The sequence below is a fragment of the Acinetobacter sp. 24-47-67 genome (genome assembly GCF_056779735.1).
This window is the reverse complement of the sequence record NZ_JBWYIK010000007.1, coordinates 33,058-48,935: the sequence shown is the minus strand read 5'-3', so window position 1 is coordinate 48,935 and position 15,878 is coordinate 33,058. Positions and strand designations below refer to the sequence as shown.

Annotated in this window: 14 protein-coding genes; 1 reads left to right on the top strand and 13 read right to left on the bottom strand. The window is 40.4% G+C overall.

What is annotated here, in order from left to right:
• The first annotated feature begins 15 nt into the window (after window positions 1-15).
• Window positions 16-906, top strand: coding sequence for a metal-dependent hydrolase (locus AC1M9K_RS09685; protein ID WP_481589148.1), 891 nt, complete (start codon window positions 16-18; stop codon window positions 904-906).
• Window positions 907-938: 32 nt separating this feature from the next.
• On the opposite strand, the gene AC1M9K_RS09680 is transcribed toward AC1M9K_RS09685, so the two are convergent.
• The 13 genes from AC1M9K_RS09680 to ubiE form a co-directional block, all read right to left on the bottom strand.
• Window positions 939-1,331 (bottom strand): Na+/H+ antiporter subunit G, encoded by a 393-nt coding sequence (locus AC1M9K_RS09680; protein WP_035263996.1) that lies wholly within the window; start codon window positions 1,329-1,331, stop codon window positions 939-941.
• A gap of 9 nt (window positions 1,332-1,340) precedes the next feature.
• Complete coding sequence (locus AC1M9K_RS09675) at window positions 1,341-1,616, bottom strand: monovalent cation/H+ antiporter subunit F (RefSeq protein ID WP_481589147.1); 276 nt, start codon at window positions 1,614-1,616, stop codon at window positions 1,341-1,343.
• Window positions 1,613-2,137 carry a Na+/H+ antiporter subunit E gene (locus tag AC1M9K_RS09670; RefSeq protein ID WP_481589146.1) on the bottom strand — a complete coding sequence of 175 codons (525 nt, stop codon included), beginning with the start codon at window positions 2,135-2,137 and terminating at the stop codon, window positions 1,613-1,615. Before AC1M9K_RS09670 ends, AC1M9K_RS09675 begins: the two co-directional genes overlap by 4 nt.
• Window positions 2,138-3,949, bottom strand: coding sequence for a monovalent cation/H+ antiporter subunit D (locus tag AC1M9K_RS09665; RefSeq protein WP_481589145.1), 1,812 nt, complete (start codon window positions 3,947-3,949; stop codon window positions 2,138-2,140).
• Window positions 3,949-4,314 carry a Na+/H+ antiporter subunit C gene (locus AC1M9K_RS09660; RefSeq protein WP_092767259.1) on the bottom strand — a complete coding sequence of 122 codons (366 nt, stop codon included), beginning with the start codon at window positions 4,312-4,314 and terminating at the stop codon, window positions 3,949-3,951. The genes AC1M9K_RS09665 and AC1M9K_RS09660 overlap by 1 nt, the downstream gene beginning before the upstream one ends.
• Window positions 4,315-4,317: 3 nt before the next feature.
• Window positions 4,318-7,155: a monovalent cation/H+ antiporter subunit A gene (locus tag AC1M9K_RS09655; RefSeq protein ID WP_481589144.1), complete on the bottom strand. Its 2,838-nt coding sequence runs from the start codon at window positions 7,153-7,155 to the stop codon at window positions 4,318-4,320.
• 314 nt (window positions 7,156-7,469) lie between these two features.
• Window positions 7,470-8,837 (bottom strand): AAA family ATPase, encoded by a 1,368-nt coding sequence (locus tag AC1M9K_RS09650; RefSeq protein ID WP_481589143.1) that lies wholly within the window; start codon window positions 8,835-8,837, stop codon window positions 7,470-7,472.
• A 27-nt stretch (window positions 8,838-8,864) separates the two neighbouring features.
• Window positions 8,865-10,358, bottom strand: a complete 1,494-nt coding sequence (locus AC1M9K_RS09645) for a UvrD-helicase domain-containing protein (protein WP_481589142.1) — start codon at window positions 10,356-10,358, stop codon at window positions 8,865-8,867.
• 163 nt (window positions 10,359-10,521) lie between these two features.
• Window positions 10,522-11,304, bottom strand: a complete 783-nt coding sequence (gene hisIE / locus AC1M9K_RS09640; RefSeq protein WP_092767251.1) for a bifunctional phosphoribosyl-AMP cyclohydrolase/phosphoribosyl-ATP diphosphatase HisIE — start codon at window positions 11,302-11,304, stop codon at window positions 10,522-10,524.
• A gap of 91 nt (window positions 11,305-11,395) precedes the next feature.
• The gene (locus tag AC1M9K_RS09635; RefSeq protein ID WP_481589141.1) at window positions 11,396-12,481 is read right to left on the bottom strand and encodes a patatin-like phospholipase family protein; all 1,086 of its coding nucleotides are present in this window, start codon (window positions 12,479-12,481) and stop codon (window positions 11,396-11,398) included.
• A gap of 58 nt (window positions 12,482-12,539) precedes the next feature.
• Window positions 12,540-14,159: an ABC1 kinase family protein gene (locus tag AC1M9K_RS09630; RefSeq protein ID WP_481589140.1), complete on the bottom strand. Its 1,620-nt coding sequence runs from the start codon at window positions 14,157-14,159 to the stop codon at window positions 12,540-12,542.
• 19 nt (window positions 14,160-14,178) lie between these two features.
• Window positions 14,179-14,835 (bottom strand): ubiquinone biosynthesis accessory factor UbiJ, encoded by a 657-nt coding sequence (locus AC1M9K_RS09625; RefSeq protein ID WP_481589139.1) that lies wholly within the window; start codon window positions 14,833-14,835, stop codon window positions 14,179-14,181.
• A 19-nt stretch (window positions 14,836-14,854) separates the two neighbouring features.
• Entirely contained in the window at window positions 14,855-15,799 is a 945-nt protein-coding gene (ubiE, locus tag AC1M9K_RS09620; protein ID WP_035264034.1) for a bifunctional demethylmenaquinone methyltransferase/2-methoxy-6-polyprenyl-1,4-benzoquinol methylase UbiE, read from the bottom strand.
• Between the last annotated feature and the right edge of the window lie 79 nt (window positions 15,800-15,878).

The window sequence follows — 15,878 nt, the reverse complement described above, 5'->3', positions numbered from 1 at the left end:
CATATAGGCTCTAAAATGACAACTACACAAATCGCCAAAGATAAATCTTATTTAAATCGTCCAAAAGCGATTGGGATTACCGTACGACGTTTAAATTATAATCCTAAAGCCATTCGACGCCATTTTTTCGCGAATTCTCCTGTCATGTCACATTTGTTGACGGCACTTTCTTCTACCTTTCCAATTGGTGAACAATTCTTTGTTCATAGTGTTCGTAATGTACGAGATAAAGTGAAAGATGAAAAATTACAAGCGCAGATTGCAGCATTTATTGGTCAAGAAGCGATGCATTCAAAAGCACATGCGGAATTTAATGACGCTTGGCGCCGTGATGATTATCAACTTGACAACTTTCAAGCATGGTTAGCGCGACGTGATGAATTTATTCGTACTACCCATCCAAAATTGCAGTTAGCAATTACCTGTGCTTTTGAGCATTTTACAGCGTTATTGGGTGGTTATATTCTTCGTCATCCTGAAGTCCTGTCGACCTTAGATGAAGATGCAACTAAGCTTTGGGTGTGGCATGCAATTGAGGAAATCGAACATCGAGCAGTTGCATTTGATGTCTACCAAGCGGTATACAAAGATACCAAAGTGCGCCGCAATATTATGCGTAGCGTAACCACAGGTTTTGCGAGTCTTACATTTTATTCAGCGACTCGATTATTTTGGCAAGATCGTCGAAAAAGCTTACCGAAGGTCAGTGGAAACTTATATGGTATTTACCTGATTTCTAAAATGATGATCGAGCTAATTCCAGAATATTTATCATATTACAAAGAAGATTTTCATCCTTCTGAAATTGACTATACGGATATCGTGAATCATTGGAAGGCAAAATTAGCTGAAGAATATCAAGTGGAAGGCTTCCAAGAGCATCCCCAACCTGTACTATATAGCTAACAAAAAAAACCTAGCGAAAGCTAGGTTTTTTATTACTTAGATGAGTCTTGATTAAACTGACGCATTCTTCTTTGGCGCTGCCAAGGGAGAGGGCGGTCTAGTGCTTCGGGGACATCGCCTGATGTAGAGCGTAAACGTAAATGTAATGCAGCTTGTGCAATTAAATTTGCCGATACAGGCGCCGTAATAAAGGCAAGTAATGTAATCAGTAGTTCAGCAAACCCAAAGCGACTATGAAAAGCTGAATAAATCATAGCTGCTATTAAAAAACTACCTAAGCCTAGTGTGCTCGACTTTGTAGGTGCATGCAGACGCATGAACAGATCGGGTAACTTTACGATTCCAATTCCACCTACAAGGGTAAAGAAGGCACCGATAAGAAGGAAGAATGAAACTAAGATTTCCATGATGAGCTGAGTATTCATATTGTTCTCCTAGTCCACCACATGGCCTGTCGTAAAATAACGAGCCAATGCTGCTGTGGATACGAATCCAAGCATTGCCACCAACAATGCACCTTCGAACAATGAAGTACTTGCCCAAAAAATTCCAAGTACCACGACCAAGCAGGTTGCATTCAGAAATAAAGTATCTAGTGCGAGTAGTCGATCTACAATAGAAGGACCAATGACTAAACGCATTAAGCAGAGCAGCATTGAAATCGTAATTCCAATCAAACTAATTCCCAATGCATAAAGTAAGATCGTCATGCTGAATCTCCTTGTTTCACATGGAAAATCGCCATAAGTGGTGCTTCATAGCGTTGTTTGATTTCCAAAATATCAGCTTCAGGATCATCTGAGTTAATTGAATGAACCAAAATGTCACCGCGTTCTTGGTCGATTCCAGCACTCACTGTACCAGGTGTAGTCGTAATGATCATTGCCAATAAGCTGTTGACCTGATCATGATCAGTATCTAATGGAACACGATACCACTTGGGATGTAGACGGTCAGTTGGTCCAAGCACTTGCTTAGCGACACGGATATTACTGATGATAATGTCCCAAAGTACGACCAAAATTAATTTGCACGCTAAATCCCAATGAATATTGGGTGTGCGAACGATAAAAGGTTGTACCAATTTTGGGATGACTAAACCAATCACAATGGCAACTAAAATATCAAAAAACTGAGCGCTTTGTGCCAGCATTAGCCAACTTATTCCCACAATCACAGAAACAAAAGGATGCGGGAAAACTCGATCGAGTAGAGAACTTTGTCGTTTCATTTATTGCTCCATCGGTTGAAGTTTAGATTGAACTTCTTCAGGCTGAAGCTGATTCAATTCTTGCTCTTTAATTTGACGTTGCTTGTACTCAGAGATATGTTCTCCTTCGAGTGCCTTCTCGCTTACGATATGTGGAATATAATGCGCATTTTGGTCTGCAGATTCCCCGCCATATTTTGTTTCTGGAAGATAATTGGGATCAAATGGTTGTACACTAATTACTTCACCACGTTCATCCATTTTTAAAACAGCAGTAATATATTGTTCTGAATCATTTAACTGATTTGCAGTTTGTTGAATATACTGTGTGACTGGATGAGCAAATATCACATAAGCGATTAAACTTATAATAAAGACAAAAATTGTGGTGTCATTACGTGGAGGTGCCTTGCTTGGTAACTTTTGATATTCATGATAAGACTCTTGATTAGGGTCATTTTCTGGTACAGTTGAACGCCATAAAATAACGAATCCTAAACGAGTGAAAGCTATGATACTAAGCAAGCTTACAATCAGAATGACAATAATAATGAGCAATTGATAGCTAGATACAGAGGCCGCTTGAAGGATAAATACTTTTCCAAAGAATCCACTGAAGGGTGGAAGCCCTGCCATCATGAGTGCAATAATGAAGAAGCAAATCGAAACTAGCGTCTGCTGTTTCATGATTGGTGCGATTTTTAGATGATCTTTGAATGCACCACGCTGCGAAGTAATCCAACCGCATAGCAAGTAGAATGCAGCGGCAATAATCGTACTATGCACGAGGTAATATAGCGCTGCAGCCCAAGCATCTGCAGTCATCAGAGAAAGGGCGATTGCAATCGTTCCTATAGACGATAGGATCATGAAACCAACAAAACGACGCATTCGCTCTGCACCAATCGCACCAATTACACCATAAATAGTCGTAATTAAACCAATTGGAAGCAGCCAAGTGCTGAGAATTTCTCGCGAAAGCTCATCGGTGAATACGGTTCCATTCACACGTAAAATGGCATAGATACCCACTTTGGTCATGATGGTGAATAATGCGGCTACAGGGGTCGTGGCGACGGCATAAGTTTTAGGTAGCCATAGTCCGACAGGGAGGATTGCAGCCTTGATACCAAAGACTACAAACAGCATTAATCCGCCTGCAACTGCCATATTGTACTGATCACCTTCAAGTGTACGTACAATTCGACCCACATCAGCCATATTCAGGCTACCAGTATTACCATAAATCATCCCTAAGCCAATCAAAAAGAATGCAGACGCTAATAGGTTGATCGTTACATAGTGAATACCAAGTTGGAAACGTGCTTTGCCTTGACCATGTAGAAGCAATACATATGAAGCCATCAACAGCACTTCAAAGAAAACAAACAAGTTAAATAAGTCGCCTGTTAGAAATGCACCACATAATCCCATGAGTAAAAAATGGCTCATTGCATGGAAATAGCGTCCACGTTCATCCCATTCTTTACTTGCAAACCAAATAATTGGTGTCGCAAGAGCATAGGTGAGCACGAGCATAAAGGCTGCCAAACGATCTAGTACAAGTACAATGCCAAAAGGAGCTGACCACTCGCTTAAACTATACACATAGATCTGACCAGAGTTCGCCTGAATTAAGTAAATGATTGCAGTCGCTAAACCAAGAAAAACCGATGTTAAACTGATTCCACGACGCCAAGGTTGACGCCAGTCATGCGCTAAAGATCCTGAACCTGGATTACCCAATAGCACTAAAATAAATGCAGTAAATGTCGGAATTAAAATACTTAAAATTGGCGAGTGGGTGAGCCATAAATCATAAAAATTCATCATTAAGGCTCATCCTCTCTTGGGTCTGTATTGATTATTTCTTCTTTAGAGTCAACATGATCAGTACCCGATTCATAACGACTTCTCAATGCTAGTTGCACGATAAAAGCAGTTGTGGCAAAACCGATTACAATTGCCGTTAATACAAGTGCTTGAGGTAATGGATCTGTAACTTGAGTGGCATTGGTTAAAATCGCAGGTGAATTTAATTGAATCCGCCCCATTGCGAAGAGAAATAAATTGACTGCATACCCTATCATGGCCAAGCCTAGTACCACAGGGAAAGTGCGGGCACGTAAAATCAGATAAATACCAGTGGCAACCAATAATCCAATAGCGGAGGCGAGTAAAAATTCTAAACTAATCATTCTTTACTCCTTCGGTACAGGGCCGGTGATGCTTGAGTTGCGTGAGTCGCCTAAAACGGAAATCATGAGCATTGTTGCACCAACGACTGTGACATAGACACCAACATCAAATGCTGCAGCAGATGGCAAATGCATTTTTCCGAGAATGATCGGCTCTACATAAATATGAGCACTGGTCAGGAATGGTCGACCCCAGAACCACGCAGCGACCCCAGTCAGACCAGCAATAGTTAAGCCAGTACCAATCCAAATTTCATAAAGACGCCCAGACTTTGCTCGTAAGAGTTGTTCAGTGTGATCTTGACCTAGTGCAATGTACTGAATCACAAGCGCCATTGATGTAATGAGACCTGCGATAAAGCCACCCCCTGGAAGATTATGTCCGCGTAAGAAAATATATAAGCTGACGACTAAGGCAATCGGAAGGACCCAAGATGCGGTCATTCGGAACATCAACGGTGATGGATTAAAGCGATAGGTTAAGCCTTGTGTAATGGTCGTACCATGAGCACGCATTCCATCCATTAAACACAGTGTCCCAATCGCAGCAATACCCAGTACTGTGATTTCACCAAAGGTATCAAATCCACGGAAATCGACTAAAATTACGTTCACAATATTTGAACCACCACCGAGTGGTAGAGATTGTTGAACAAAGAACCATGAGATTGAATTGTGATCACGCGTTAGAATCATCCAAGTGATCCAACCGATTCCTAGGCCTCCGATGATTGCAATCACCGCATCTCTCCAACGACGAGTGCGTGAAGATTCATAAGGCGTAAGTTGTGGTAAGAGGGACAGACTCATCAGAAGTAAAACAGTTGTGACAACATCGACTGTGATTTGTGTGAGTGCCAGGTCTGGTGCTGACATCGTAACAAAGACCATCGTCACGACAAGACCGACTGCTCCACTGATAAGAACGGCTTTAATGCGTTCATGGTGAAACCAAAGCATCATCCAGCACGCTGAAAACAGTAATAACCAAAGCACGATTGCAACCAATGGTGCATGCGTCAGTTCGCGTGTACCTGCATAAATACCTTGACCAATGAGAGGCATGGAGACTAAAGCAACAGCAAAAATTAATATCCACAATAAATAGTTTTGTAGAGAACCTGTTTCTGTTGCTCTTTTTAATTTTCGCGAATTTAAGAGCAAATGTTTGAGAAAGAGATCAAACAGGACTTTACCTTGAAGTTTGCCAAGTATTGGATCAAGGTCAATGTCACGAATTCTACTGTTCTTCGCAAGACTAAAATAAAAAATAATACCGCCAATCAATGCAATCGCACTCATCAATAAAGGCACGTTAAAGCCATGCCAGATTGCTAGATGTACGCCTTCAAAAGCTGGAAGGTTGGTGCTTGCTCGTGCACCAGCATTGACGATATCGCCTACTAAGAGCGCTGGTAATAGACCAACTGCAATACATAATGTAGCTAATAAAATTGCAGGTGCACGCATACCAATTGGTGGTTCATGCGCATCTTTATTTGGAATCGCTTTGCCTAAATCACCATCAAAAAATACGCCATGAACTAAACGAACAGAATACGCGACAGCAAACAGACCCGCGAGTGTTGCAATAATTGCTGCGAAGACACCTATACCACCTGAGAGATTCGCTAATAGTTCAGTAAAGAACATTTCTTTAGATAAGAATCCATTGGTCAGTGGTACACCAGCCATTGAGGCTGCTGTGATCATGGTTAAAGTCGCTGTAAATGGAAGTAACTGCCATACCCCACTGAGTTTTCGTAAATCACGGGTACCTGTTTCATGGTCGATAATGCCGGCGATCATGAATAATGCTGCTTTAAAGGTCGCATGGTTAATGATATGAAAAATAGCTGCAGCCACAGCGAGTGGTGAACCAATCCCCAGTAAGCAAACGATCAAGCCTAAATGACTAATGGTGGAGTAGGCGAGCAAACCTTTTAGATCTTCCTTAAAAATGGCAAAGAATGCGGCCATACATAAGGTAAATAAACCAATGAATGTGACGAGGTTATGATACAGAGCAGAACCAACAAAGATCGGCATTAAGCGCGCCAGTAAGAAAATTCCGGCTTTCACCATTGTCGCTGAATGCAAATAAGCTGACACGGGTGTTGGAGCAGCCATTGCATTTGGCAACCAAAAATGGAAAGGGAATTGAGCACTTTTGGTGAATGCACCTAAAAGAATAAGGAGCAAGGCTGGCACAAATAAATGACTCGATTGAATCTGTGCCGTCATATTGAGGATTTGATCAATTTGATATGTGCCAGTGATTTGACCTAATAGAATAAAACCACCGAGCATGGCTAAACCACCCATACCCGTGATGGTTAAGGCCATTCTTGAGCCACGCTGTGCTGCTTCGTAGTTACTCCAATAACCCACTAAAAGGAATGACGAAATACTCGTCATTTCCCAAAAGACAAGAAGAATAAGTAAATTATTAGAAAGTGAAATGCCGAGCATGGCGGCCATGAACAGCATCAGTAAGAAATATAGCTTACTTAGAGAGTTTTTATGATTTAAATAATAATAAGCATAAATATAAATGAGCGTCCCAATCCCTGTAATAAGGAGGGAGAAGATCAAGCCTAATGCATCAAGTCTAAAGCTTAAGTCGATACCAAACTGTGGTAACCATGACCAATGTTCAGAGATGACTTGACCTTGAAAGACGTCTTTGGCTTGAGTCAGCAACAAGATAAAACATGTTAAGCTGACTCCAATTGCCCCTAATGCTGTAGCCCCGCGAGAGATTTTTTGCAGCCAGAGGACAAGAAAAGTGCCAAGTATTAATGGTAACAATATAATAATCGGTAGCACACTCGTATCCATAGAGTTGTAGGCCGGAACCTATGATGAGTTTTATCTTTCAAAAGCTTGAGGATGGCAAAGAGTCATCCAACTACTTAAACTTTGAAAGCCGAACGAATTTTAAAAACAAAAACAAGTTGTGTTGCGCAACTTGGAAAGCTAATGCAAAGAAATAGACATTTTTTGATTAAAAAATGAATGAGTAGATTTTATTACATGTATAAAATTACATCAAACTTTTTAGCTACACAATTCAGAATTATAGCGAAAAAAAGCTTAAATTTCTGTTTAAATTGAGTGAGTCATACCCGATTAATTCATCTAATTCCAATCAATTAGGGTGATGAAATACTTGATAAATCTCCAGCTTGGAGATACTCAATAAAGCGCTGTTTTTCTGACACTGATAAATTTTTGAAGTATTCAAACAAACGCAAGCCATCAAGCGTATCAGTAGATCGACTCACTTCAGTGATTTGATCATCTTGTAAATCATTAGCCATGAGTTGAGCAAATAGTTCATCATATTGTTCCCTGATTTGGTTTTGTTCTACTTCAACAATTTTTCTATTTTCTAACTTAAAATGTTGTACATCTACTTCATTGTTTAAAATCAATTCAGAGCATGCAGATGCGATAATTTGAATTTGTGGGAATGCTTCATGCAAACGGCTGAGTACGTTTTGCACAAAATCTTCATCTACTTGAGCATCAATATTGTCAATTAATAGAATGCCTTCACCATCAAGGCATGGGTCAATACTATGAGGATTCAGGAGACAAAGTCGTCTGACAATATCACCTACTAAACACAACCATTGACGATACGAATTAGATAATTGCGAAAAAGGAATTTCTTGACCATTTTGTACCAGCATCAATTGGATCTTGGGCGTGTATTCAATATAAATGTCACTGATCGATGGGAATAATGTCTGGATGGCTTTCTTGAGTGCTTTGAGTGATGGTAGTTGCATCTCTGCTTCAAGATTCAATAATTTTGCAACTAAATCCTCTTGGTCATGATGAGAGGATAATTTTTGATTGGTTTGAATTTTTTGAAAAACTTGTGCTAATCGTGCATTTTCGATGTCACTAATTTCACGAAACCATTCGAAGAACCGAGCAAAGGTTGTATAAGGGAGTGCTGCAAGTTCGTAGGCTGCATGTGTTTGTAATACAGCAGGATTATTTTTGCTTAGCAAATTCACTTCGTTGATAAAACGATCAGAAGGATAATAGGCCACCATAGGCATGCCTTGAGCAGGATCTTGTTTGATCGCTTGTTGATAAAGATGAACGAGTGATTCTAATTGAGTCGTTAGCGCTTTACTATGACCTACACCTTTACTGGTTAATGTTTTATAGAGTTGCCATTCGCACAAACCCTCTTCATTGTTTTGCACGGTCGCAGCCTGTTCAATAGATCCAATATCCGTGGGATATTGAACACAAATATCTATTTTGGCTTGAATGTGTTTGTGCTTAATATCCGAATCAAGCATGACTACACCAGCGGTTCTTAAATCTTTGGCGCGTGCAGCAAACCACGTTAAAGCTTGATAAATATTTTTAATAATCGCAGTTTTACCAGAGGCCTGATCACCTAAAATAATAGATATTGGTCGTTGAGTTGGATCAAATTTAATTTTTATATCTGAAAAATGATAACAGTGACGTAACTGAATAGATTGAACTTTCATATTTTGCCTGCAACTTATCGTAGGGGATTATGCTGTTGCTTTCGTTATAATCGTGGATTTAAGTTTGAGTTGTTGTATTAAATCATAAATATGATGAATATTTAAGCTGCTTTTTGCTCGTGTACATGCAACATAAAGTAAACGTAATTCTTCATCGCTAATTTTATGTTCTAGTCCATTAATTTTAAATTGGTAATCATCTTCTAAATGCACGCGATTCCATTCTAAACCTTTAGCTTTATGAGCGGTTGAGATTACATAGTCCGCTTGTTCAATCGGTGTGATTTTGGCAAGAGCTCGTTTGAGTGGATCTGTACCATGTTCATCAACCAATTTAACCAAAGGCTTGATGTCGCTACCATCATTTGTTTCACAATATTCATGCACATCATGCCAAGAGTTAAACCAAGCTAACTCTGGAACGTCCGTTACTCTTTTACCTTGTTTAAGTAAGCTTGCAGCGTCAACAAAGCGATTTAATTTCGCATGATCTGCTTGCAGGCTCACTTTGTCCCCTTGAACTAATCCTGAGAGTAAAAGTTCCATCGCGCGTGCGTTAGTACGGCACAAAATAGCATCTCGCATTTTGGTATGAGGCTTGTTGACGACTTTTGATTGGAGTTCGGGGTTGCCAATCAACGGAACAGTCTCATTGAGTGCGCCTAATAAGTGATTAGCAACTTCAGCGATATCATCACCAAAACGGAATGAAGTGGTTAGGCGCGATTCGGGTAAAGGCATTTGTTGCATCGCATTGACTGCCCCACGCCATGCATAAATTTGTTGATGTGCATCGCCGACATAGATGACTTGCGTACTTTTTTGCTTGAGTAAAATCCCCAGCATCAGGGGGTCAGCATCCTGTGCTTCATCAAACAATACATAGTCTGCGGGTATAAAAGGATCTGATAAAGCCCATAATTTGAGATAGATATCATGCCCAATGCCAGCCTGATGATTAGGGTCGATTGATTCTAACCAACGACGTTCGACTGCAGGATAGAGGTGTTGCTGTAATACCGCAATATCGTCAGCATGTAGCCAACTTGGTGCTTGAATATGTCGGGGTGCAGGATATTGCGAGCTTGTTGAACAGAAATAACTAACAGCATTAGCAACTAAGCCCGCCAAACGACTAGGCATAAGCGCATATTTTTCGTAACGCCCCCCCATGAGTCGGCGTAATGTGATGGGTTGCAAACGGTATTCTTTGGCAATAAAGCTCGGGCTCAAGCGTGGGAGTCTAAGTTTATCTGTCACTCCACGTGGAACGCTTCGAAATGCTAAAGAGTGGAATGTACGACAATCCACGCGCTGATGAAATTTTTGTTGAGCCTCGCTGGCAATCGCTTTGTTAAAGGCAAGATACATACCGCGACGCTGTTGCATCGCATCACTGACTAATTTAAGCGTTGTTGTTTTACCTGTACCTGCATAGGCAATCACTTTGAAGGATTGACCAGATTGCGCTTGTTGAATCGCAATTTCTTGTTCTAAGGTAGGTTTGACAATGACAGACACAGGTTGATAAATCTTCAATGGTTTTAAAAATGATCAGTGAGTATAGCAAGAATTTACAAAGGGGAGAGTTCAATCTTCTTCTTTTTGGATGGGGAGTCTTCGGCGACTTAAAAAGCCGAATTAAATAAAAAAGCCATGTTTGAACATGGCTTTAAAGAGTAAATTAATGCGTGCGATTTGCTTTTTCAACAAGTCCTGACAGACCCTGACGTCGTGCAAGCTCATTTAAAACGAGTTGAATATCAAGATCGAAGTAACCCAGCATCACTATGGTATGGAACCAAACATCAGCAACTTCATAAATTAAATCATTTTGGTGATCCAGCGTCGCTTCTTGTTTGAAATCTTTAGCAGCTATTACCGTTTCAAAACTTTCTTCACCAATTTTTTCAAGTATTTTATTGAGACCTTTATGATAAAGCTTTGCCACATAAGAAGAGTCAGGATCTGCAGATTTACGTTCTGCCATCATTTGACCAAGATAATGTAATACATCGACTTGCTCAGCTTGAGCTGTTGATGCATTCATCACTTTACTATGCGCATTCTCAGACTTTTCGCCATAAATTTGGTTCGGATCTTTCAATTGAGCGTCTACAATTTCCCAACCGTTTGATGTTAAGCGGCGATAAAAACATGATTCACGTCCCGTATGGCAAGCAATGCCACCATGTTGCTCAATTTGAAGAACGATCACATCAGCATCACAATCTAAACGAATTTCATGCACAGTTTGGAAGTGACCTGATTCTTCGCCTTTATGCCACAATTTGCTGCGTGAACGAGAGTAGTAAACAGCTTGATTTTTTTCTGCTGTAAGTGCCAAAGACTCACGATTCATCCAAGCCACCATCAACACTCGACCTGTTTGATGATGCTGAGCAATGGCAGGGATTAAACCTTGTTCGTTAAATTTTACTTCATCGAGCCATTGCGTATTGTTCATAAGGATTTCACCAGAATTAAATGAGACACTACAAAATTGTAGGTCATTAGTTTAAGCGAATAAATCTTTGTAGGGGAGAGTAGAAATTAATTTATTTAAGATCTTGCATGTATTCTTCAAAGTTTTGCTTATGGATCATTTCTAGGAATGCATCCCCTAATCGTTGACTTTCAGCTACAGACTGTTTCCAAAGCTCGATTCGTTTTTTTTGATCAAGCCCTTTCAGTGTGAAATCTTTGCGATCAGGAAGACGTCCTAAAGGAAGTGATCTTAAATAAGACTCAGAGGGTGAAATCAATACGGTTCGTGCTTGATATTCAGCATTAGATCTACGTTTTTTGAGGAACTTATCGAACCAACCTGGTGTTATTTGATCTGTAAAATGAGGGTATAGGACAATCCCATGACTCGGTAAAGGTAGATCAATATGATAATCGATTAGCCCGCCATCACGATAAGCAGCGACATCTGCACCTTCGATATTTCTGACCGCCGGCATCACAAATGGAATGGATGCAGATGCCATTAACCAATCTTCTAAATTTTTTTCAGTCAACGCATAATCAAGGTGTTCGAATTCATTTTTGATGAGTGAAAGTCGTGAAGCGTTGTGTGGTTGGGCAATTGTACGTTGCATGAAGTGCCCAATTTTAGCTCTCGAAAAAGTATTGAGACCGATAATGCCAGCGACTGCACGGGCAAGCATAAGAGGGTGATCACTTTGAAATTTTTTCGATGACTTTACTGCCAAAATAGCCAGATGGTAGTCGGGATGATCAATAATTTGATTGGTTTTACCTTGAAGGAGGGCTTTAAGCATGCCGCGACAGACGTCTCCAACTTCAATAATATTCATCTTAGGTCGAAATTCAAGATGGGTATATAAGTCTGCTAATTTGGATGTGCCTGCTTGTGCACCATGCGCTGCAATACTTGCAAAACGCCAACTCCCAATGGATGAGCCAATTAAAGTCCGTTTTTTGGGTGCTTGAGCAAAGAACTCACCAAAAACAGCTTGGTCCAATCCTTGAATTCCAATACCTTTGGGACCACCTGCTGCTCCAGGAACAAAATCAACCGCACTGGCTTGTAGACCTTGTTCTTGAATGATCTTTTTTGCTTTATAACCTACATGAATATTCAAGCAAGGTTGAGTGTTCTTGAGGATATGTGTCATAAGCAATTCAGCGACTAAAACCTATTGAAGTAGTAAGTTTTGACATGAGATAGTGAACTTATTTCACCATACGCCAAATGGCAATAAAGGATGCCAATACAATTAAAATCATGGAGATAAACCATGGTGCGATCACAGCAATTGAGAGCAGAATTGCGATTACACTTCCGAAAATCCAACTACGCTTTTGCTGATGCTCCATTTGTAAGCGCAGCGTTTGAAGTTCATTCAATTGTTTAGCATGCCATGCAGACTGATTTTTTAAACCGTTAAGACTGTCAATCAGTAAAGTTGGTAAATCCTGAGCACCTAATAATAAGTCGGGAATTTTTTGTCCTAATTCTTTAATATTTTTTTGAGGGTTCATTTGGGCTTTAACCCAATCCGTTAGAATTGGCTTTGCTAACTTCCAAATATCTAATTCAGGATAAAGGTCTGTACCTAAGCCTTCAACATGTACTAAGGTTTTAAGCAATAACATCAGTTGCGGTGGAATTTCTAAATGAAAACGTCGAGCGATGTCCATCACTTGGATCAATATGCCTGCGAAATCTAACTCATGCATCGGTTTCGAAACCATAGGTCCTACTGTACGACGCATTTCACGTGCTAAAGCATCTTGATCCGTGCCTGGTGGAATCCAACCTGCTTGATGCACAATCTGAATCAATTGCATAAAATCACTGTTCATGACTGCCAGCAACATACGTGCTATCGTCATTTGATCTTGCTTGGAAAGCTCGCCCATGATGGCGCAATCGAGCGCAATAAATCTTGGGTTTTGCGGATTAATCGTTTCTACGAAAACATTACCCGGATGCATATCTGCATGGAAAAAATTATCGCGAAACACTTGAGTAAAAAAGATTGTTAAGCCTTTTTCTGCTAAGTCTGCACGATTCATTCCTAAACGATCAAAGGTCGCAGTATCTGAGATAGGCACACCAGTGATACGCTCTGCCACCATTACATCCGGACTATCCATATATACTTCAGGCACATACATCATGCTTGAGCCAGTAAAATAATGGCGCATACGTCGTGTATTTTCGGCTTCAAGAGTCAAATCGAGTTCATTTAAAATGATTTGACGATAATCTTGAATAATTTCTGATAGATGTAAAGCACGGGCAGCTTCTAGCCTTTTTTCTAAATAGTGACCAAGCCATTCTAAAATTTCAAAATCTTGAATAATTTGAGCACGTATATTCGGGCGAGTTACTTTCACGACAACTTCACGCCCATCGTGAAGAGCAGCGGTATGTACTTGAGCAATTGAAGCAGCAGCTAGCGGCTTATCATCGAAGCGCGCAAATAATGTGGAAACATCTGCTTTAAGCGAATCTTGAATTCTTTGCTTAGCCACTCCAAGATCGAAAGGTTTAACACGATCTTGTAATAACACCAATTGTTGTAATATTTCTGGTGGAATTAGATCGCGACGCGTAGAGAGGAGCTGCCCTAATTTAATTGCGAGTGGCCCCATTTCTTCTAAAGCTTCTTTAAGCTTTAAAGGATTTTTACGTTCTCGACTAGAAAGTGCAGCAGGATGCAAACGTATAAGATTCAGCAGGGGGCGAACCCTTGCAGGAATATCTTCCGCAGGAACCAACGTGTCGAGTCTATAGTGCGCAGCTATACGCCAAAGTTCGATTAAACGTCTAATGTGCGGAATCATATATGCAATTACCTGAAATCTACGAAGGGTTAAATTTTGATTTTAAAAGCTGAATTTTTGCTTCTAGTCGATCAATATCTTGATTAAGCTGGCGAGTTCCGTGGAGAAGATCGTCCATTTGCCAACGTGGTGCGAATAGTCCGGTATCTTCTTTTAAAAAGTCTTCCGCAAAAAAAAGATGAGATTGAAGTGACTTAATTAAATGTTGTGGTGCTAATTGAACCTTGCCGATTTGACTTGCAAGATTAGGTCCGATCCAATCACTCAATTGCGAAGCGAGGTCTGGCTCAGCATTTTGTATAATTTTTTGAATGTCTTGCAGAAGGCGATAGTCACCTTGAACGGGGATATTGCCAATGTCATCTGCTAGAAATAGTTTGCACAAGTCGACCACATTATTAACATGCAATGTGGAATCTGCTTCAGTAATCGTGTGAGCTTGCTCCCAAGGCCGCTGTTCGAAAATAGAGGGTTGAGTGCTATGACCTGTTACTGTTGGTTCTAAACGAACTTTATTTTCATCAAAAAACACATCAACGGAAAGTTGTGGTGTATCAATCACAACACGAAGCATTTTCCCTTGTAACTGGTTAAATTGGATACGAGTAATCGCATCCAAATTAATCCAATGATGTATGGTTTTTTCAACTGCACCCAGTGCTAAGATTGACCACATGACGAAGTGCTACCTGCGGTTAGAGTTTAAAACCACGGTGAACTGCAACAATACCACCTGTTAAATTGTGATAATCGCAGTTTTGGAAGCCCGCATTTTCCATCATGCTTTTCAATGTGCGTTGATCTGGGTGCATACGAATTGATTCAGCAAGATATTTATAGCTTTCAGCATCATTTGCCACAATTTTACCCATGATTGGTAAAGCAGTGAATGAGTACAAATCATAGAGTTTTGAGAAAGGCTCAAACACTGGTTTTGAAAACTCTAATACAAGTAAGCGACCACCTGGTTTAAGTACACGATACATTGCTGCAAGCGCTGCATCTTTGTCTGTTACATTACGTAGACCAAAACTGATGGTGAGTAAATCAAAACTGTTGTCTTCGAAAGGCTCGAGGGTTTCAGCATTCGCCAGTACAAAATCAACGTTGGTACAACCCGCGTCGATCAGACGGTCGCGACCTACATTCAGCATGGATTCATTAATATCAGATAATACAACATGCCCAGTAGGACCAACTTCACGGCTAAATACTTTCGCTAAATCACCAGTACCACCAGCGATATCTAAAACGCGTTGCCCACGGCGAACGCCAGACATATTAATGGCAAAACGTTTCCACAAACGATGAATACCAAATGACATTAAGTCATTCATAATGTCGTATTTCGCGGCAACTGAATGGAAAACTTCAGCGACTTTTTGCGCTTTCTCTTCAGAATTTACGGTTTTATAACCGAAGTGTGTCGTTGGTCCAACGTTTCCAGTATTCGCACCACGTGGCAAATTATATTTCGGCACTGAAGAATGTACTGGCGTATCTGTCAGTTGCTCTTGTAGCGATTGTTGCTGACCTTGAGGTGCGCCAGTTGGTAATGGATCTGTTAAAAAAGGACTCACGTTGTCTTTATTATTTGCCGGCTCAACCTGAGCATGAGGCTGTTGATTTTCATTAGACATTCGAGTCACTCCTGAACACAAATAATATTAAATCTGAATTAAACTGCATAATGACAGATTCTTCAGTTTTTTTCAGTCT

What these genes read in the sequence shown, in the direction of transcription:
- AC1M9K_RS09625 (WP_481589139.1), bottom strand. Translation starts at nt 14,835, where the DNA reads ATGTGGTCAATCTTAGCACTGGGTGCAGTTGAAAAAACCATACATCAT.
- hisIE (WP_092767251.1), bottom strand. Translation starts at nt 11,304, where the DNA reads ATGAACAATACGCAATGGCTCGATGAAGTAAAATTTAACGAACAAGGT.
- AC1M9K_RS09660 (WP_092767259.1), bottom strand. Translation starts at nt 4,314, where the DNA reads ATGATTAGTTTAGAATTTTTACTCGCCTCCGCTATTGGATTATTGGTT.
- ubiE (WP_035264034.1), bottom strand. Translation starts at nt 15,799, where the DNA reads ATGTCTAATGAAAATCAACAGCCTCATGCTCAGGTTGAGCCGGCAAAT.
- AC1M9K_RS09675 (WP_481589147.1), bottom strand. Translation starts at nt 1,616, where the DNA reads ATGACGATCTTACTTTATGCATTGGGAATTAGTTTGATTGGAATTACG.
- AC1M9K_RS09670 (WP_481589146.1), bottom strand. Translation starts at nt 2,137, where the DNA reads ATGAAACGACAAAGTTCTCTACTCGATCGAGTTTTCCCGCATCCTTTT.
- AC1M9K_RS09680 (WP_035263996.1), bottom strand. Translation starts at nt 1,331, where the DNA reads ATGAATACTCAGCTCATCATGGAAATCTTAGTTTCATTCTTCCTTCTT.
- AC1M9K_RS09650 (WP_481589143.1), bottom strand. Translation starts at nt 8,837, where the DNA reads ATGAAAGTTCAATCTATTCAGTTACGTCACTGTTATCATTTTTCAGAT.
- AC1M9K_RS09665 (WP_481589145.1), bottom strand. Translation starts at nt 3,949, where the DNA reads ATGATGAATTTTTATGATTTATGGCTCACCCACTCGCCAATTTTAAGT.
- AC1M9K_RS09685 (WP_481589148.1), top strand. Translation starts at nt 16, where the DNA reads ATGACAACTACACAAATCGCCAAAGATAAATCTTATTTAAATCGTCCA.
- AC1M9K_RS09635 (WP_481589141.1), bottom strand. Translation starts at nt 12,481, where the DNA reads ATGACACATATCCTCAAGAACACTCAACCTTGCTTGAATATTCATGTA.
- AC1M9K_RS09655 (WP_481589144.1), bottom strand. Translation starts at nt 7,155, where the DNA reads ATGGATACGAGTGTGCTACCGATTATTATATTGTTACCATTAATACTT.
- AC1M9K_RS09630 (WP_481589140.1), bottom strand. Translation starts at nt 14,159, where the DNA reads ATGATTCCGCACATTAGACGTTTAATCGAACTTTGGCGTATAGCTGCG.